The sequence below is a fragment of the Rhizobium sp. P2_G2 genome (assembly GCF_056403555.1).
Genome location: NZ_JBFUFF010000005.1, coordinates 87,116 through 103,862, shown reverse-complemented (window position 1 = coordinate 103,862; position 16,747 = coordinate 87,116). Strand labels below are relative to the sequence as shown.

Here is a 16,747-nt window from a genome sequence, read left to right as displayed (position 1 = left end):
CTCTGCGGGCGCCGGAATAGGGGTGGGCGGCTGTGGGGCGAGCCTGGGCATCGCTATCATTCCTGCTCGGCGATTGGTTAGACTGCTTTTCAACTCAATGCGCAAGCGAAGCCTTGCGCCGGATCAATCGTCAAAATCCTCACCCTTGCGCAGCAGGTAGATATCCATGATCCAGCCGTGCTGCTCGCGGGCGCGGGCGCGGGTGTCGAGAATTTCCTGTTTCTTCTCCGGGAGCTTGCCGGCGATGACGATCTCGTCCTCGGTGCCGAGATAGGCGCCCCAGTAAATCGAAGCCTCGGGGTCGTCTATCTCTAGAAAGGCCTGCTGGCCGTCGAGCATGACGGCAACGCTCTCACAATGCTCCGGGAAAGTGCACTTGAGCCGGCGTCCGGTGGTGATTTCCACGGGCTTGCCGACGAGATTGAGCGGAATCTTGTGCGAGGCGCAGAGCGCCTGCAGGCTGGTAATGCCGGGAATGACGGAATAGTCGAACGGCACTCTCGCCGCAGCCTTTACCCGATCCATGATGCGGATCGTCGAATCATAGAGCATCGGATCGCCCCAGACCAGAAAGGCGCCGGTGCCGTTTTCATCCAATTCGTCGCGGAACAGGCCTGAATAGATGTCGGTGATCGCCGCGTGCCAGTCATCGACGCTTTCGCCATAGCTGCGGCCGGCTGTCTGGCGCACGGGCACGGCATAATCCACGACCCGGGTCTTCGGGCTAGAGACATAGCGGGCAACGATATCGCGGCGGACGTCGGCAAGCTCGGCCTTTTTCGAGCCCTTGGTCGGGATGAACAGCACGTCGGCGCGATTGAGCGCGTTGATCGCCTGCACGGTCATGTGCTCCGGATTGCCGGAACCGATTCCCACGATCAGGATATGCCGCATTTGATAACCTCATATTTCCTAAGCAGACTTTCGTCGGCAAGCCGAGGATTCATCCGCCTGGTCTTTTGCTTTGTCGCAGGTTCTTGCCGGAAAACCGTTGGACACTTTTCCGGAACCTGCTCAGCCCATTCTGGCATGCATGGCCACGCGGTCTTTTGCTGCAAACGTCGTCCGGCGTCAAACGCCTGTCAAAAACCAGCATCATTTTGCCAGGCGAGCTTGCAAATATCTGGAAACCAAGCTCATTTAGGCGTCCCAGAGTGCAGCAAGCGAAGATCCATGCCCCGAACCTTCAATTCCGTTGCCTTTGTTGCCTCCACCGCCGATGAAGCCCAGGCGGCGCGCGAGGAACTGATGGGGCTCTATGACAATGTCGCGCCGGAGGATGCCGAGGTGATCGTGGCGCTCGGCGGCGACGGCTTCGTGCTGCAGACGCTGCATTCGTCGATGAACACGGGCAAGCTCGTCTATGGCATGAACCGCGGCTCGGTCGGCTTCCTGATGAATAAATATTCGAGCGCGAAGCTGCTCGACCGCATCGCCGTCGCCGTCGAGAACTCCATCAGGCCGTTGAAGATGCAGACGCTCGACGCCGACGGCAATAGCGCCATCGCCTATGCGATCAATGAAGTGTCGCTGTTCCGTCAGTCCTACCAGGCGGCCAAGCTGCGCGTCATCATCGACGGCCATGAGCGCCTGCCGGAACTGATCTGCGACGGGCTGCTGCTGTCGACGCCAGCCGGATCGACCGCCTATAATTTTTCCGCGCATGGACCGATCCTGCCGCTCGAAGCGCCGCTTCTGGCGCTGACGCCGATCAGCGCCTTCCGGCCGCGGCGCTGGCGCGGGGCATTGTTGCCCGACAAGGTCAAAGTGGAGATTTTCGTGCTCGAACCGGTCAAGCGGCCGGTCAATGCGGTCGCCGACAATACAGAAATCAAGTCAGTGATCGAGGTGACGATCACCCAATCCTTGGGACGGGCCGCCAAGCTGCTTTCCGATCCCGACCATTCATGGTCCGACCGCATTCTCGCCGAACAGTTCTCGACTGACGTCTAAATCAAGCTGAACACTCAAACCTGTGACATTTGATAGCGTCGTCGGCGACGTCTCTATCCATTTGCAATGCCCACTGATATATCAACTATACATCTGGCCTGTTTGCGACACGCGATCCTCTGATATATCAATTTGGTAAAAATCATGCCTGAAGCCGTGGAATCTCATAGCCGCCTCGCCTATCGCAGGCTCGAAAGCCTGATTGTGACGCTGAAGCTGGCGCCCGGCTCGCTGGTGACGGAGAAGCAGTTGATCGCACTTGCCGCACTTGGCCGCACGCCCGTGCGGGAGGCGATCCAGAAGCTCGAATGGCAGGGCCTGATAGCCGTGCGTCCACGTGCGGGGCTAATGATCACAGCGCTCGATCCGGCGGCACCAGCGATGATCATGGAGACACGCCGGCAGCTCGAACCGCTCGCGGCGCGGCTGATGGCCGGCCACATCTTGCCGGAAGCGCGCGAAAAACTGATCGACTGTGCCAAGCAGATGACGGAGTGCTCGATCACTGGCGACCACGAAGGATTTCTGAGCGCCGATAAGATTTTCGACGAAATCCTCGAAGAGAATTGTCCCAATCCATTTATCGCGCAAGCCCTGGCGTCGCTGCAGACACATTCACGGCGCTACTGGTTCGCCGGCGCCACACAGCAGACGCTGGAGCAAGCGGTCGAATTGCATGTGCGGGAGATCCGCGCCCTGCTCTCCGGCGATGCCGAAGCGGCCGAAAAAGAAATGACGGCGCTGGTCTGCGGCATGGCCGCGACAGGCGCCGTCACCGATCGGTGACAGGGGCTTTCAGTCGACGAAGGCGCGTTCGATGACGAACTGGCCGGGCCTGCTGTTGGCACCCTCTTCCAGGCCGGCGTCGATCATCAGTTGCTTGGTTTCCTTCAGCATCGCCGCCGAGCCGCAGATCATGCCGCGGTCGGTTTCCGGATCGAGCGGCGGCACACCGAGATCGGTGAACAGCTTGCCGGAGCGGATATTGTCGGTGATGCGGCCCTGGTGCGGATAGCTCGGGTCCCGGGTCACGGTCGCATAATGCTTCAGCTTGTCGCCGACGATTTCAGACAGGAATTCGTGATTGCGGATTTCCTCGACCAGATCGAAGCCATATTGCAGCTCCGCGACGTCGCGGCAGGTATGGCAAAGAATGACCTCGTCGAACTTTTCGTAGGTCTCCGGGTCGCGGATCAGGCTGGCGAAGGGCGCAATGCCGGTGCCGGTAGAGAACATATAGACCCGCTTGCCCGGCAGCAGCGCGTCATTGACCAGTGTGCCTGTCGGCTTCTTGCGCATCAGCACAGTGTCGCCGACCTGGATGCTCTGTAGGTGGCTGGTGAGCGGGCCATCCGGAACCTTGATCGAGAAGAATTCCAGTTCCTCGTCCCAGGCGGGGCTGGCGACCGAATAGGCGCGGTAGATCGGCTTGCCCTCGACCATCAGGCCGATCATCGCGAACTCGCCCGAACGGAAACGGAAATCGGCCGGCCGGGTCATCCGGAAACGGAACAAACGGTCGGTATAATGCTGCACGGCCGTGACCGTTTCGGCATAGACACCGGCCGGGATGGCGGCGGAGATGATTTCCTTGTTCAGTGCGGGCGCGTTCATGAAGTCCTGATTCCTCAGCATGTGCAATTTCGAACTAGGCAGATATTACATCGGCGATGGATATTGAAGGCATCGGTTTCCAATGCCATGAAGCCAGGCGGAATAGGCTTTTGAATATCCATGAATTCACGCATTCGACCATAGGCCGAAATGACGAGGATTTCCAGAAAATTGTTTGTGTACGAATGAATTTGCCCCTGAAGAGAGTTTTGCCCCCTGACCTGTGTGGATCACTTCGCAAATGCGTGCCGATTTCATCAGGTCGCACAATGTTCATGGTTGCGACCCGCGAAAATTGCGCGCACATTTCTCGTTACCAAACGGGGAGACTTCCAATGGGCAATAAGAAAGTGCTGAGGAAATTCTATGATGCGCGGGCCAAATCCGAGCAAGAAAAGCACCTCAGTTACATTCATCCGGACTGTACATTCCAGATCGTCGGCACAGACAAGCTCGATGCGCTCACCAAACGATGGGTAGGAAAAGAGGAAATTGAACAAGCGGCAACAATGCTGTTTGCGGCCTGGGATCTCAGCCAGCTCAAGATCGTCACCCAACACCAGAGTAAAGATACGATCTACGTGCACCGCCGCGGTGACGTCATCTATATTCCTGATGGTTCCAAGATAGCAGACACCCAGGTGGTCGATAAACTGACATTCAAGGATGACCTCATCATTGAATATCTGCAGTTCGTCGACACGTTCGCGGTGGATGAATTCATGAAAAAGAAGAATTCAAAGAAGAAAGCTACCAAATAGGGGAAATCGCGCAACGACTTGTCGCGCGACTATTGTGCATCTTCAGAACAAGCCGGGATGGCGTCGGTCAGATGGTCTGACGGTGCCAGACGGATTTTACGAAACCCGCCGCCAGCTGTAGGAATGCGGGTTCTGCGACGGCCGTGCGGTCGGCTGGTAATGGTTGGTGATGCCCGGCAGCTTACCCTCTTCCAACCGCTTGAGCGCCACCGGATTGGTGACGGCGAAGCTGGTGATGCCGACGCGCAGCATCAGCGGAATCGGGTCGATCAGCACGTCGCCCACCGCGCGCAATTCGCCCTTGTAGCCAAGCTGCTCGCGAAGGATCGAGGCATGGCTGAAGGCGCGGCCATCGTTGAAGGCCGGAAAGGAGGCGGCAACGATGGCGATGTTATCGAGGTAAGGCGCAAGGTCCCTGACATTGTCGGCCGGCTTGATCAGCACGCCGAGAGCGGTTTCCCCGGCCTTGGCCTTTTCAATGAAGGCACTCAGCGACAGGATAGGCTTCTCGTTGACGCCGGCCTTGTTTTCCTCGGTCTCGATCACCCATGGGTCGTCACTGACGAAGCCGGATTCATTCCAAATTCTGGTCATTCTGTGCTCCGGTCTCAAGCGGCTTCGGCGGCATTGCCGCCATAGAGGGCGACCTTGAACGGCTGGGGGCCGACACGGCGATAGGCCTGAAGGAAAGTCTCCTCGGACGACAAGCGCAGGCCGAGATAGGTATCGACCACCACCTCGACCGCATCCGTCACCTTTTCCGGCTCGAAACCGCGGCCGATGATTTCGCCGATCGATGTCTCGTTGTCGGCCGAACCGCCCAGCGTGATCTGGTAGAGTTCGGTGCCCTTCTTCTCAACGCCCAAAAGCCCGATATGGCCGACATGGTGATGGCCGCAGGCATTGATGCAGCCGGAAATCTTGATCTTCAGCTCACCGATCTCGGCCTGCCGCTCGGGCGAGCCGAAGCGTTCGGAAATTTCCTGCGCCACCGGGATCGCGCGGGCATTCGCCAAGGCGCAATAGTCCAAGCCAGGACAGGCAATGATGTCCGTGATCAGGTTGTTGTTGGCAGTCGCCAGATTGGCAGGCTGCAGAGCGCGGTAGAGCGGTTCGAGATCGGCCAGCGCCACATGCGGGAAGATGACATTCTGCTCGTGGCTGATGCGGATTTCGTCGAAGGCATATTCTGCGGCGAGATCAGCGATCAGGTCCATCTGCCGATCGCTGGCATCACCGGGAATGCCGCCGATCGGCTTCAGCGAGATCGTCACCATGCCGTAATCCGGGTTCTTGTGCGGCTTGACGTTCAAATCCACCCAGCGGGCGAAATCCGGGTCAGCCTTCTTCCAGGCCGCCAGGTTTGCCCAGCCTTCCGCGCGTTCGGGCAGGTTCGGTAGAGCGAAATAGCTGCAAATCTTCTCGACATCGGCTTCCGGCAGCGTCAGTTCGCCATTCTTGAGCGTCTTGAATTCTTCCTCGATCTCGGCCGAGAGCTTTTCGACGCCGGTCTCATGGACGAGAATCTTGATGCGCGCTTTGTACTTGTTGTCGCGGCGGCCGTAGAGGTTATATACCCGCATGATCGCGGTGATGTAGGACAGCAGATCCTCTTCCGGCAGGAATTCGCGGATTTTCTTCGCCACCATCGGCGTACGGCCCTGGCCGCCACCGACATAGACGTCGAACCCGATCTCGCCCTTGTCGTTCTTCTTCAGGTGCAGGCCGATGTCGTGCACCTGGATCGCGGCGCGATCATAATCGGCGCCGGTGACGGCGATCTTGAACTTGCGCGGCAGGAAAGTGAATTCCGGATGCACGGACGACCACTGACGCAGGATTTCGGCATAGGGGCGCGGGTCGGCAGCCTCGTCGGCAGCAGCGCCGGCGAAGTGATCGGCCGTGACATTGCGGATGCAGTTGCCTGAGGTCTGGATGGCGTGCATTTCGACCGATGCCAGATCGGCAAGGATATCAGGTGTATCTTCCAGCCGCGGCCAGTTGAACTGGATGTTCTGGCGTGTGGTGAAGTGGCCATAGCTGCGGTCATATTTGCGCGCGATATGCGCCAGCATGTGCATCTGCTTCGAATTCAGCGTGCCATAAGGGATGGCGATGCGCAGCATATAGGCATGGAGCTGCAGGTAGACGCCGTTCATCAGGCGGAGCGGCCGGAAGGCATCCTCGGCGATTTCGCCGGCGAGGCGTCGCTCCACCTGGTCGCGGAATTGCGCGACACGACCGGCGACAAAGGCATGATCGAATTCATCGTAGCGGTACATTACACTCTGTCCTCAGTGCATTCGTTTGCCGGCGCGGACGCCGTCAGATCACGTAATCGATCGTCGGCCCCTCGGCGCGGATGCGTTCGCGTAGCCGAAGCGGCCGAATGAAGCCATTGTTCACCTCGACGTCGATCAGATTGACGTCGAGCACGACATTGTCGGCGAAAGCTTTCTTGCCGATTGCCTCAAGCCGCTCCACATCCTCCTTGGTATGGGCGATCTGGGCACGGGCTATGCTTTCGTTCCATCGACCGTCGACATCGTACCAGACGGCAATGCCATCCGTCAGCCGGTTGGCGGTCAAAATCTGCAGGGCCATATCAAACTCCGGAAGTCTCGGCGGGCACGGATTGCCTTGAAAGCAAAGGCTCCGAATTGTCAAGGTTGGCGCCCGCCACGGCATCACCAATAATCACCATGACCGGCCCGGTCAGATCATCGCGACCATCGAGACCCGGCAAGTCGGCGAGCACACCGTGCAGCATGCGCCGGTCGCGGCGGCTGGCATTTTCGATGACGGCAACGGTGGTGTCGCCCGGCAGACCGGCGCCGATCAGACGGCCTGCCACGGAGGCCGCGACCGTGCGTCCCATATAGACGGCAATCGTAGCACCGGAAATGGCAAGGCTGGCCCAATCCGGCAGCACGTCTCCGGTCAGGTCATGGCCGGTGGTAAAGATCAGCGACGAGGCGACGCCACGCAACGTCAGCGGCAGTTCGAAATCGGCGGCGGCGGCGAAGGCGGAGGTGATGCCCGGCACGATCTCATAGCTGACGCCGGCTCCACGGAGCGCAGTCATTTCCTCGGCGGCGCGGCCGAAAATCAGCGGATCGCCGGATTTCAGCCGGACGACGCGCTTTCCGGCACTGCCGAGCGTGACCAGCAGATCGTTGATTTCTTCCTGTGATTTGGAATGGCAGCCCTTGCGCTTGCCGACAGGAATGCGATCTGCGTCACGGCGGCCCATTTCGACGATCGACTGCGGCACGAGCGCGTCGTAGACGATGGCATCAGCCTCCATCATCGCCCGCTGGGCGCGCAGGGTAAGCAGGTCCTCGGCGCCAGGGCCTGCACCAACCAGCCAGACATGGCCCTTGACCGCGTCCATGGTGTTGAGAAGCCGCGTCGCCTCACGCTCGGCTTCGGCCATGCGACCGAGGCTGACAGCATCCGCGACCTCACCGGAAAAGAACCGCCGCCAGAAAACGCGGCGGGTGACGCCCTTTGGCAAGACATGGTCGACGGCGTCGCGGTAGAGCACTGCCAGCCGCGCCAGCGGACCGAGCGACGGCGAGAGAATCTGGTCGATCTGGGCGCGAATCATCTGCGCCAGCACCGGCCCTGCCCCTTCCGTGCCGATTGCCACGGCGACGGGCGCACGGTTGACGATGGCAGGCGTAAGGAAATCACATTGTTCGGGCTGATCGACGGCATTGACCGGGATTTTTAGTCCCCGCGCCACTTCAGCGATATCACGGTCCGCTTCGTGGTCGCCGGTGGCGGCAAAGACCAATTGCGTGTCTTCGATCAGGCTGGCCTCGAAAGCGCGCGCGACATGGCGGATATCCTGCTGGATCACCAACATCATCAACGCGGCTTCTGGCCGATCGGCAATCAGCGTGATCTTGGCGCGCGTGTTCATCAACAGCCGCACCTTGGCCAGCGCCTCATCGCCATTGCCGATCACGGCGACATTTCTCCCTTCGACGCGGAAAAAGGCCGGAAAGACAGACAGCTGATCGTCGCGATTTGACATACACACACCCTTTCGAGAGGCTGCACTATCTTTCATAGCGTGGCAAAAGTGAAGGAACAGAAATCCGACAAGGGCGGAATAAGTATATTCTTATCCTCGGTTTTCGGGGTTTAAGAGCAATATCTGCCGAGCAGTCGAGTTGAGGATTTCGGTAAAATGGCCTATGATCACGCAAGTAAAGGTATGTGATCATCATGGCCGCACATTCAAAGATATCCACTGCGCTTTCATCGGATGATGCTCCGAGCGGCCACGATGAATGGTTCCGCGCGGAAGTCGAGAAAACGATTGCCAGATTGAAGGACGGGTCCGCAGTTCTGATCAGCGAGGAAGAGCACGATGCTCGCTGGCGGGAAAAACGAGCCGCGTTGCTGGCCGCTGCCCGGAAGCCTGAGTGACAGAGCTTCGCTGGTCTTCTGACGCCGAAGCAGATATCGAAAATATTACCGAATACATCGCTGAAAGAAATCCGGTCGCGGCCTTGGAGGTCCGCGATGAGATTGAAACACGAGTCAAATTGCTGAAGACATTTCCGACAGGTTGGAAAGCCGGTCGGATTGCAGGCACACGAGAGATGGTGCTCGCGGGTACATCCTACATTGCCGTTTACTCGGTCCGTGAAGAGGAGATCGTCGTCCTCCGCATCCTGCATTCGTCGCAGAGGCGGCCGCTGAAGTGACACTTGCGCTTCGAACCAACTTCGGTAGCAATCGAAAATCGCTATTTTTGCACCGTCCTCTTCTCGACGATAGAAATGAGATTTCCGATGTCCGAGACGCGCCGTCGCCAAAACACAGTCAAGAAGAAACCTACGACCAGTGGTTCTTGCGCAAAGTGCAGGAAGGACTGGATCGCGCAAGCGATCCGGCTGCCAAATGGTTTTCTCATGATGAAGCGCTGAAGCGTTGCGAGAACCGTCGCGCTGCGATTCTCGTGAGGGTTACCTGAGATTGCGACGAGTGACGCAAATCATTGGGCGCAGAAATGGCCGCCCGAATAATCTGTTGCTTGCACCGCCGAAGCCTTTCCAATCCGGCGGCTGACCAGCTAAGGTCGCGACAGCCATCGGAGCCCCCAAATGTCCTACGCCGTCAATGATGCCCTCGTCTCGCGCCTCCTGTCCGTGATGGAAAACGACATCATTCCGTTGACGCGGCGGGGCGTGGAGGCGGGCAACAAGGTGTTTGGCGCAGCACTTTTGCGCAAATCTGACCTGTCGCTGGTGCTCGCCGAAACCAATAACGAGACGGAGAATCCGCTCTGGCACGGTGAAGTTCACACGCTGAAACGCTTTTACGAAATGCCGGACCGGCCGGATACACGCGATCTGATCTTCCTCTCCACCCACGAACCCTGCACGATGTGCATGTCGGCGATCACCTGGGCCGGTTTCGACAATTTCTTCTATTTCTTCAGCCATGAGGATAGCCGCGACGCCTTCGCCATCCCGCATGACCTGAAAATCCTCAAAGAGGTGTTTGGGCTGGAGCCCGGCGGCTATCGGCGGAGCAACGCTTTCTGGAGAAGCTTTGCCATTGCCGAGCTCGCTGAGATCGCTGCTCCCGGCCACAAAAGCGAATTCGCCACCCGCATCGACGCCATAAAGGCAGCCTATGCCGAGATGTCCGATGCCTATCAGTCCTCCAAGGACGACAACGCCATTCCGCTGAACTGAGACCGCCATGCAGCCTTCAAAGGATATCAGCCGCCTGATCGAGATCATGGCGGCGCTCCGCACGCCCGTCACCGGATGCCCGTGGGATCTTGAACAGAATTTCGAGACCATCAAACCCTACACGATCGAGGAAGCCTATGAGGTCGCCGACGCGATCGAGCGCAAAGACCTCGACGACCTGCGCGACGAGTTGGGCGATCTGCTGCTGCAGGTCGTCTTCCATGCGCGCATGGCCGAGGAACTGGGCGAATTCTCGTTCGGCGACGTGGTCGAGGCGATCACGGCCAAGATGATCCGCCGCCATCCGCATGTCTTCGCTACCTCCGATGCCGACGATCCGACCAAGGTCAGGAAACAATGGGATGAGATCAAGACAGAGGAAAAGCGCGCTCGCGCCGAGCGACGGGCCAGCCGCGGCATCACCGAGGATTTCAAGGCGGGTCACCTGGGCAGTGTCGATCGAGCCCAGCCGGGATTGACCGAGGCGCTGAAGCTGCAGCAGCATGCGGCGAAAGTCGGCTTCGACTGGTCGGAGCCCGAACCGATCCTCGACAAGATAGAAGAAGAGATTGCCGAATTCCGTGCGGCCATCTCGACAGACGACAAGGCGAAGATCGCCGATGAACTCGGCGACCTGATCTTCGCCGCCGTCAATATCGGCCGGCATGTCGGCGCCGATCCGGAAATGGCGCTGCGGGGCACAAACACCAAGTTCCGGCGCCGCTTTGGTCACATCGAGAAGAGCCTCTCGGCGGCTGGTGAAAATCTGGAAGACGCCAGTCTCGAACGGATGGAGGAGCTCTGGCAGGACGCGAAGAAAAGTGAGCCGTCTAACCGCTCGTGAATGCGCCCTGCACTCGATTGCGACCATCTGCCTTGGCCTGATAGAGGCTCTTGTCGGCGGCGGAAATCAGTTCGACCAGGCTCTGGCCCTGCTTTGGCCCCGTGGCGACACCGATGCTGACCGACACTTTCGCGTCGCCGGCCGCACGAACGCTATCGCTGATGTTGCGGCACATACGCTCGGCCATGGCTATCGCCTCCTCATGGCCGGTGGCGTCGGCCAGCACAATGAATTCTTCGCCACCGAAGCGATAGACGTGATCATTGCCGCGCACGCTGCGCCGAACCGTGTCGGCGATCGTCTTCAGCACCGCATCGCCTTCGAGGTGGCCGAACTGGTCATTGATTTCCTTGAAATGATCGGCATCCACCACCATGACGCTGAAATCGTGGCCACGACGCATGGCGGCGCGAACCATGTCGCCGCCGTCGCGGTCGAGCCGGCCGCGATCGAGCAGCCCGGTCAGGGCGTCCAATCCGCTGCGCGACAGAAGATCGGTATATTTCTCGCGATAGGTCAGGTCGTTGAACAAGTCGGCGACGGAGCGTGACGGCACGGCCGCGCGGTTCTCATAGGTCAGCGCGAGATAGGCCGCAGTGACGGCGGCATAGACCGCCGCCATGCTGATCTTGCCGAACAGGCCGGCCCAGAACACCGAAGCGGGGGCACCGACGAGATAGTGCAGCGCGCCGAAGAAGCCCACCTGATCGAATGTCAGCGTGAGCACGCCGGCGACGAAGAAACGCGGCACCAGGCTTCGGCCGATGAGATTGCCGAGCCGCACGTAGATGATGATGATGGCGAGAGAGTCTATGTAGAGAAGGGTCGTTCCCCAGACCATCAGCACGCCCATTTCCCGCAGGAAATCGCTATCGGCAAGCACACCGCCATTTGGACCGCCACCGCCATGCAGCGCCAGCACGAAGCCGAACAGCAGGCAGACGAAATTGCCGATCAGCAGACCGTAGATCAGCTGCCGGACGGTTGTCGCGTCCTCCTTGATGTAGAGCAGCAGGATCATCAGCAGCTTGCCGGCAAACATCGTCGCCGATCCGGGCGACACTGCGCCGAACGGCAACTGCACATAGAATTTTGCAGCAAGATAGGTTTCAAGGAAATGCATCGTCCCGAGCACGGTCATGAAGATCCCGATGCCGATGCGCGCGCGAAAATGCAGGAGGACGATGAGGACAACGAAATAGATCACGGCTTCGAAGGCCATGAGTGCGAAATTATAGATTTCCATCGAAAGTAGCCCGGCGAGTCGTCCACGACAGGAAGCCGTTCTGCCTGCTCAACCAGGAATCGTCAACGGCTTAGCAGCCCTGAGACGACAGAATGCGGCCTCACACTTCGGTGATGCCGTGCGGACCGATATGCACAGCGCTCAGCTTGCCGGTGGCGTAGGCACCGGTGTCGACGCCGACGCGATTGGTGCCGAACTGGACCGTGCTCGACGGAGTATGGCCGTGGATGACAGTGAGGTCGAGCCGCGGCCCTTCCGTCAGGAACGGTTCGCGGATCCACATCAGATTCGAGTCTGACTGCTGTGCCAGAGGAATACCAGGCACGACACCCGCATGCACGAAAAGCAGCTTGCCGATCGAAATCGTGACCGGCAGGTTCTGCAGAAAATCGACATGCGCCGGCGGGATGGCGTCGCGTGCCAAACGCTTGAGCTTGTGCCCGCTGGAGTCGGCAGCCAGCAAGCCGAACACATCGATGCCATAGGATTGCAGCGTCTGCTCACCGCCCAATCCAAGCCAACCTGGATCGAAATGCCCATCCCTTATGAACCGTAGAAAAGCATCGTCGTGGTTGCCGCAAATGTTCACGCGGAAGAGCGGCGCCGGCATTTTCCGCATGAGATGCTCGATGACGCCACGTGAATTCGATCCACGATCGATGAAGTCACCGAGGCAGACGACGAGCGCCGGCTGGCCAATCTCCCGCGCCCGCTCCAAAATCCGTCGTTCGAGATTGAGAAGCAGGTCGAGCCGCCCGTGAATGTCACCGATCGCAAAGATATTCGCGACGCGCTCGGACGGTATGGTGATCCGGCTGCGCCGCGGTGCTTCGGGCTCTGGCTCAAAGAATTTGCTAATCAGTTTACGCATAGCAACGGCAACAATTCCACTTTGTCGGGACGGTCGTCATATCCAGATCCCGGACGTCAAGCATATCGGACCCGCGGGTGATCCGCGAGCACGTTCGACAACCCAGAAAAAAGCGCTGAGCCTGTCGGTTCATCACCGCGTCGAGATGGCAAATAATCGGCAATGCTGTCCCGAAATGGCATGTTCCATAAAATTGAATCGAAAAGTTTGAAAATAAGCCAACAAACGCCCGCTACATTCAAAAAGACTCAAAAAAAGTCGAACCAAGAGCCGCTCGGTCGCAGGGTGCGACATCGCGGCGGGACAATTTTGGTGTATGATTGGGGATTTTCGATGCAGAAACTGATCACGATTTTCGTGGCAACCGTGCTTTCGGTAGCGCTGTCCAGCACAGCCGCTTTTCCGTTCGGCCTCGGCGGACTGACCCGCGCGCCCGAACAGAACCGCGTGCCGTTCCTGCAGGAAAAGAGCCGGGCTGTCGCGCCTTTCGCGCATGTGATGTTCTGCGTCCAGCAGCCCGCGGACTGCACCGCTTCCAGCGGCCCGAGGATCGTCGATCTGACGCCAGCCAAAAAGCATGAGCTGATCGCCGTCAACGCGGAGATCAACCGTGAAATCACGCCTGTCAACGATGCCGGCAATGACCAGTGGACACTCGCGCCCATTTCGGGCGATTGCGATGACTATGCGATCACCAAGCGCCACGCGCTGATCGCGCGCGGCTGGCCTGAGTCAGCGTTGCGGCTGGCCGTCGCCTATACCTCCTGGGGCGAAGGCCACCTGGTCCTCGTCGTTCGCACCAGCAAGGGCGATCTCGTGCTCGACAACCTCACCGGCGCCGTCCGCAGCTGGCGCAAGACGGGCCTGCGCTGGGAAATGATCCAGGCAGCGGACGATCCGAAGGTCTGGTATCGCCTCTAACGGGTGCACACCGGTGGCGGAATACATAGAACGCGCGACAGCGTTCCGGCATAGCGGGGTGATCGCCTCACCCAAAACCGGTCTGCTCTACCCTATCAGTCTTCCCAAGGCTCCTTCGTAGCCGGCTGGCCGATACCGAGTCGGCGTTCCATTTCCACCGCTTCGGCTTCGGCGAGCCGCACATCGAGGCTGACTGAGCCGTCCTCGCGGTCCTCGCGGGCGTCGACGATGGCATTCTGGTAGAACCATGGCAGCAGCGACAGCTTGTCGACCGAAAGTACCACGGTCACCTCGGTCATCACCCCGGAAAGGCGCTTGCTGATCTCGGCCAGGAGAGCGTCGACGCCCTCCCCGCTGATCGCCGACACCGCCATGACGTTTTCGGTTCCTTCAGCCTTGGCGACGAGCGCCGCATGGGCTTCCGGCTCGAGCCGGTCGATTTTGTTCCAGACGTCAAGCATCCGGGTCTCGCGCTCGCCCTCTTCGATGCCGAGATCGGTCAGGATACGCAGGACGTCCGAGGCCTGGGCGGCATTGTCCGGATCGGAGATGTCGCGAACATGCAGGATCAGATCGGCTTCGAGCACCTCTTCCAGCGTCGCGCGGAAAGCGGCGACGAGATGCGTCGGCAGATCGGAGATGAAGCCGACCGTATCGGACATGATCACCGTGCGCCCCTGCGGCAGGCGGATGCGGCGCAGCGTCGGGTCGAGCGTCGCAAACAGCATGTCCTCCGCCAGCACGCCAGCACCGGTCAGACGGTTGAACAGCGTCGACTTGCCGGCATTGGTATAGCCCGCCAGCGCCACGATCGGATGCGGCACCTTCTTGCGCTTGGCCCTGTGCAATTGCCGGGTCCGGCGCACCTGTTCCAGTTCGCGCTCCAGCCTGAGAATCTTTTCCTGCAAAAGGCGACGGTCGGCTTCGATCTGGGTTTCACCGGGACCGCCAAGGAAGCCCGCGCCACCGCGCTGACGCTCAAGGTGGGTCCAGCTGCGGACCAGCCGGCCCTTCTGATAGTTGAGATGCGCCAGCTCGACCTGCAGCGAGCCTTCCTTGGTGGAAGCACGGCGGCCGAAAATTTCCAGAATCAAACCGGTGCGGTCGATGACCTTGGCGTTCCATGCCTTTTCGAGATTGCGCTGCTGGATCGGCGTCAACGGGTGGTCGACAATGACGAGGCCGGCATCGCCGTGATCGAGCAGTTGGCGGATTTCCTCGATCTTGCCGGAGCCGATCAGCGTCGCCGGCCGCGGCTGCGCCACCTGGACGATCTCGCCGCCGGCTATGTCGAGGTCGATCGCGCGCGCCAGCCCGGTCGCCTCGTCCAGCCGGCTGTCGCTGCTGCGGATCGAATGCGTGTCGTGGCCGTTTTTCAACACCGGCACGACGATGACCGCTCGATGATCGTTCCTGAGCCGAGACGTCTCGGGAATGAGAGATTCCTGGCTCGTATCGCGTTCTGAAATATCCATTACTCCACTGTGGCGCCCGATCTGCGCGCCCAAGGGCCAACGACAGATACGCCAATCCGTTCCATCCGCCGGGAACGGCAGATGATCGAGCCGGAAGGCTCGGAAGCGGATGTCTTAGCCGATATTCTCTTCGCCTTCAAACATCTGCACCGGTGAGCCGGGCATGATGGTCGAGATCGCGTGCTTGTAGACAAGCTGGGAATGTCCGTCACGGCGCAGCAACACGCAGAAATTGTCGAACGACGTCACCACGCCCGTCAGCTTGACACCGTTGATGAGAAATATTGTCAGGGAGATTTTCTGTTTACGAACAGTATTGAGAAAAARATCTTGTAGATTTTGAGAACGTTCAGCCATTGCGCCCGCCGCTTCTTGTTGCCGGCCCTTTATTGCCGGATTTTTGTCACATGCTTCCGGGCGGCCTCTGCCTCCGGCGGCCACCTTCATAGACTGCTATCAAATCGGTGTCTTTTCCGCAATGTCGAAAAAGGCTTCTCGGATTTTTTGCGAAACACTCCCAGGATGTCCGTTGGCGATGACCTGATCGTCGATTTGCACCACCGGAAAGCAGATGCTGGTCGCTGCCGTGATGAAAACTTCACGCGCAGCTTTCATTTTTTCAACAGAAAAGCCCTCTTCGCGGATCGTGAGGCCGAGCTTMTTTGCGACATCCAAGAGCGTGGTCCGGGTGATTCCACGCAGGATGCCGTGCTCGGCGGGACGCGTTAGAAGCGTCCCGTCTTCATCGACCATCCAGACATTGCTGGCGGCGCCCTCGTTCACTGTGCCGTCACGATCGACGAAAATCGCCTCGGCGGCGCCATGTTCCTTGGCGGACTGGCGCGCCAGTGCGTTTGGCAACAGGCCGGTGGATTTGATGTCGACGCGGTCCCAGCGGTTCTCAGTGACCGTTATCGCCCTGATTCCATTCTCGTTCTTGGCAGTGATGATAGCTGGGTTGGCGCTCCGGGCGATCACCACGACCGACGGCTGGGTCCCGGCGGCGGGGAAAACAAAATCGCGCCTGGCTGCACCGCGGGTCACCTGGATGTAGAACAGGCCGTTCTTCACCAGGTTCTTCTTGATCACCTGCTTGATCACGTGGATCAGCGCCCTGCGCTCCATCGGCCAGGCGATCCTAAGTTCCGAAAGCGACCTCCCCAGCCGGTCGAGATGCCGCGTCAGGTCGACGATAACGCCATGCCTGACCTCGCAGACTTCGTAGACGCCATCGGCGAACTGGAAGCCGCGATCCTCGATATGAACGGCTGCGTCGCGAAGCGGGACATAGGCGCCGTTGACATAGGCAATTCTCGACATGCTTAAATCCTTATTAAAATGTAGC

The 16,747-nt window shown here is 59.4% G+C and carries 20 protein-coding genes; 9 read left to right on the top strand and 11 right to left on the bottom strand.

The window, feature by feature from the left end:
• Window positions 1-123 precede the first annotated feature (123 nt).
• A complete protein-coding gene (cobF, locus tag AC1D06_RS06390; RefSeq protein ID WP_477985606.1) occupies window positions 124-894 on the bottom strand; it encodes a precorrin-6A synthase (deacetylating) in 771 nt (256 codons plus the stop codon).
• A 279-nt stretch (window positions 895-1,173) separates the two neighbouring features.
• Here cobF and AC1D06_RS06385 point away from each other — a divergent pair, with 279 nt between their 5' ends.
• Together AC1D06_RS06385 and AC1D06_RS06380 are read left to right on the top strand one after the other, a co-directional pair.
• Entirely contained in the window at window positions 1,174-1,953 is a 780-nt protein-coding gene (locus AC1D06_RS06385) for an NAD kinase (protein WP_477985605.1), read from the top strand.
• Between the two features lie 144 nt (window positions 1,954-2,097).
• On the top strand, window positions 2,098-2,739 hold the full coding sequence (locus AC1D06_RS06380; RefSeq protein WP_477985604.1) for a GntR family transcriptional regulator: 642 nt from the start codon (window positions 2,098-2,100) through the stop codon (window positions 2,737-2,739).
• Between the two features lie 9 nt (window positions 2,740-2,748).
• Here the strand turns inward: AC1D06_RS06380 and AC1D06_RS06375 are convergent, their stop codons facing one another.
• Entirely contained in the window at window positions 2,749-3,567 is an 819-nt protein-coding gene (locus tag AC1D06_RS06375; RefSeq protein ID WP_477985603.1) for a ferredoxin--NADP reductase, read from the bottom strand.
• 335 nt (window positions 3,568-3,902) lie between these two features.
• Between AC1D06_RS06375 and AC1D06_RS06370 the strand changes: the two genes are divergently transcribed.
• Window positions 3,903-4,328 (top strand): nuclear transport factor 2 family protein, encoded by a 426-nt coding sequence (locus tag AC1D06_RS06370; protein ID WP_477985602.1) that lies wholly within the window; start codon window positions 3,903-3,905, stop codon window positions 4,326-4,328.
• A 96-nt stretch (window positions 4,329-4,424) separates the two neighbouring features.
• Here AC1D06_RS06370 and AC1D06_RS06365 read toward each other — a convergent pair whose 3' ends face one another.
• From AC1D06_RS06365 to cysG, 4 genes are read right to left on the bottom strand one after another with little or no spacing between them, the layout of a single operon-like run.
• Entirely contained in the window at window positions 4,425-4,922 is a 498-nt protein-coding gene (locus tag AC1D06_RS06365; protein WP_477985601.1) for a DUF934 domain-containing protein, read from the bottom strand.
• 14 nt (window positions 4,923-4,936) lie between these two features.
• Window positions 4,937-6,610 carry a nitrite/sulfite reductase gene (locus AC1D06_RS06360; protein WP_477985600.1) on the bottom strand — a complete coding sequence of 558 codons (1,674 nt, stop codon included), beginning with the start codon at window positions 6,608-6,610 and terminating at the stop codon, window positions 4,937-4,939.
• Window positions 6,611-6,653: 43 nt separating this feature from the next.
• The gene (locus tag AC1D06_RS06355) at window positions 6,654-6,932 is read right to left on the bottom strand and encodes a DUF2849 domain-containing protein (RefSeq protein WP_477680024.1); all 279 of its coding nucleotides are present in this window, start codon (window positions 6,930-6,932) and stop codon (window positions 6,654-6,656) included.
• A 1-nt stretch (window position 6,933) separates the two neighbouring features.
• Window positions 6,934-8,370, bottom strand: a complete 1,437-nt coding sequence (gene cysG / locus AC1D06_RS06350; RefSeq protein WP_477985599.1) for a siroheme synthase CysG — start codon at window positions 8,368-8,370, stop codon at window positions 6,934-6,936.
• A gap of 185 nt (window positions 8,371-8,555) precedes the next feature.
• Here cysG and AC1D06_RS06345 point away from each other — a divergent pair, with 185 nt between their 5' ends.
• The 5 genes from AC1D06_RS06345 to mazG all read left to right on the top strand — a co-directional run bounded on the left by AC1D06_RS06345 (window position 8,556) and on the right by mazG (window position 10,889).
• Window positions 8,556-8,768 (top strand): hypothetical protein, encoded by a 213-nt coding sequence (locus AC1D06_RS06345; protein WP_477985598.1) that lies wholly within the window; start codon window positions 8,556-8,558, stop codon window positions 8,766-8,768.
• Entirely contained in the window at window positions 8,765-9,049 is a 285-nt protein-coding gene (locus AC1D06_RS06340; RefSeq protein ID WP_477879030.1) for a type II toxin-antitoxin system RelE/ParE family toxin, read from the top strand. Before AC1D06_RS06345 ends, AC1D06_RS06340 begins: the two co-directional genes overlap by 4 nt.
• On the top strand, window positions 9,046-9,318 hold the full coding sequence (locus tag AC1D06_RS06335; protein ID WP_477985597.1) for a hypothetical protein: 273 nt from the start codon (window positions 9,046-9,048) through the stop codon (window positions 9,316-9,318). Before AC1D06_RS06340 ends, AC1D06_RS06335 begins: the two co-directional genes overlap by 4 nt.
• A gap of 130 nt (window positions 9,319-9,448) precedes the next feature.
• A complete protein-coding gene (locus tag AC1D06_RS06330; protein ID WP_477985596.1) occupies window positions 9,449-10,045 on the top strand; it encodes a nucleoside deaminase in 597 nt (198 codons plus the stop codon).
• 7 nt (window positions 10,046-10,052) lie between these two features.
• Window positions 10,053-10,889, top strand: a complete 837-nt coding sequence (gene mazG, locus AC1D06_RS06325; RefSeq protein ID WP_477879027.1) for a nucleoside triphosphate pyrophosphohydrolase — start codon at window positions 10,053-10,055, stop codon at window positions 10,887-10,889.
• On the opposite strand, the gene AC1D06_RS06320 is transcribed toward mazG, so the two are convergent.
• Both AC1D06_RS06320 and AC1D06_RS06315 read right to left on the bottom strand, forming a co-directional pair.
• Window positions 10,876-12,135: a GGDEF domain-containing protein gene (locus AC1D06_RS06320; RefSeq protein WP_477985595.1), complete on the bottom strand. Its 1,260-nt coding sequence runs from the start codon at window positions 12,133-12,135 to the stop codon at window positions 10,876-10,878. The genes mazG and AC1D06_RS06320 overlap by 14 nt on opposite strands.
• A 100-nt stretch (window positions 12,136-12,235) precedes the next feature.
• Window positions 12,236-13,006, bottom strand: a complete 771-nt coding sequence (locus AC1D06_RS06315; RefSeq protein ID WP_477879025.1) for a metallophosphoesterase — start codon at window positions 13,004-13,006, stop codon at window positions 12,236-12,238.
• A gap of 333 nt (window positions 13,007-13,339) precedes the next feature.
• Between AC1D06_RS06315 and AC1D06_RS06310 the strand changes: the two genes are divergently transcribed.
• On the top strand, window positions 13,340-13,927 hold the full coding sequence (locus AC1D06_RS06310) for a transglutaminase-like cysteine peptidase (protein WP_477985594.1): 588 nt from the start codon (window positions 13,340-13,342) through the stop codon (window positions 13,925-13,927).
• A gap of 95 nt (window positions 13,928-14,022) precedes the next feature.
• Here the strand turns inward: AC1D06_RS06310 and hflX are convergent, their stop codons facing one another.
• The 3 genes from hflX to AC1D06_RS06295 all read right to left on the bottom strand — a co-directional run bounded on the left by hflX (window position 14,023) and on the right by AC1D06_RS06295 (window position 16,722).
• Window positions 14,023-15,402: a GTPase HflX gene (gene hflX, locus AC1D06_RS06305; RefSeq protein ID WP_477985593.1), complete on the bottom strand. Its 1,380-nt coding sequence runs from the start codon at window positions 15,400-15,402 to the stop codon at window positions 14,023-14,025.
• 114 nt (window positions 15,403-15,516) lie between these two features.
• Window positions 15,517-15,759, bottom strand: a complete 243-nt coding sequence (gene hfq / locus AC1D06_RS06300) for an RNA chaperone Hfq (protein WP_477985695.1) — start codon at window positions 15,757-15,759, stop codon at window positions 15,517-15,519.
• A 99-nt stretch (window positions 15,760-15,858) separates the two neighbouring features.
• The gene (locus AC1D06_RS06295; RefSeq protein WP_477985592.1) at window positions 15,859-16,722 is read right to left on the bottom strand and encodes a D-amino-acid transaminase; all 864 of its coding nucleotides are present in this window, start codon (window positions 16,720-16,722) and stop codon (window positions 15,859-15,861) included.
• Between the last annotated feature and the right edge of the window lie 25 nt (window positions 16,723-16,747).

Bases quoted from the DNA above. Each gene is read 5' to 3' on its own strand.
- AC1D06_RS06310 (WP_477985594.1), top strand. From the start codon at position 13,340: ATGCAGAAACTGATCACGATTTTCGTGGCAACCGTGCTTTCGGTAGCG.
- cobF (WP_477985606.1), bottom strand. From the start codon at position 894: ATGCGGCATATCCTGATCGTGGGAATCGGTTCCGGCAATCCGGAGCAC.
- hflX (WP_477985593.1), bottom strand. From the start codon at position 15,402: ATGGATATTTCAGAACGCGATACGAGCCAGGAATCTCTCATTCCCGAG.
- mazG (WP_477879027.1), top strand. From the start codon at position 10,053: ATGCAGCCTTCAAAGGATATCAGCCGCCTGATCGAGATCATGGCGGCG.
- AC1D06_RS06355 (WP_477680024.1), bottom strand. From the start codon at position 6,932: ATGGCCCTGCAGATTTTGACCGCCAACCGGCTGACGGATGGCATTGCC.
- AC1D06_RS06375 (WP_477985603.1), bottom strand. From the start codon at position 3,567: ATGAACGCGCCCGCACTGAACAAGGAAATCATCTCCGCCGCCATCCCG.
- AC1D06_RS06365 (WP_477985601.1), bottom strand. From the start codon at position 4,922: ATGACCAGAATTTGGAATGAATCCGGCTTCGTCAGTGACGACCCATGG.
- AC1D06_RS06330 (WP_477985596.1), top strand. From the start codon at position 9,449: ATGTCCTACGCCGTCAATGATGCCCTCGTCTCGCGCCTCCTGTCCGTG.
- AC1D06_RS06360 (WP_477985600.1), bottom strand. From the start codon at position 6,610: ATGTACCGCTACGATGAATTCGATCATGCCTTTGTCGCCGGTCGTGTC.
- cysG (WP_477985599.1), bottom strand. From the start codon at position 8,370: ATGTCAAATCGCGACGATCAGCTGTCTGTCTTTCCGGCCTTTTTCCGC.
- AC1D06_RS06385 (WP_477985605.1), top strand. From the start codon at position 1,174: ATGCCCCGAACCTTCAATTCCGTTGCCTTTGTTGCCTCCACCGCCGAT.
- AC1D06_RS06380 (WP_477985604.1), top strand. From the start codon at position 2,098: ATGCCTGAAGCCGTGGAATCTCATAGCCGCCTCGCCTATCGCAGGCTC.
- AC1D06_RS06370 (WP_477985602.1), top strand. From the start codon at position 3,903: ATGGGCAATAAGAAAGTGCTGAGGAAATTCTATGATGCGCGGGCCAAA.
- AC1D06_RS06315 (WP_477879025.1), bottom strand. From the start codon at position 13,006: ATGCGTAAACTGATTAGCAAATTCTTTGAGCCAGAGCCCGAAGCACCG.
- AC1D06_RS06320 (WP_477985595.1), bottom strand. From the start codon at position 12,135: ATGGAAATCTATAATTTCGCACTCATGGCCTTCGAAGCCGTGATCTAT.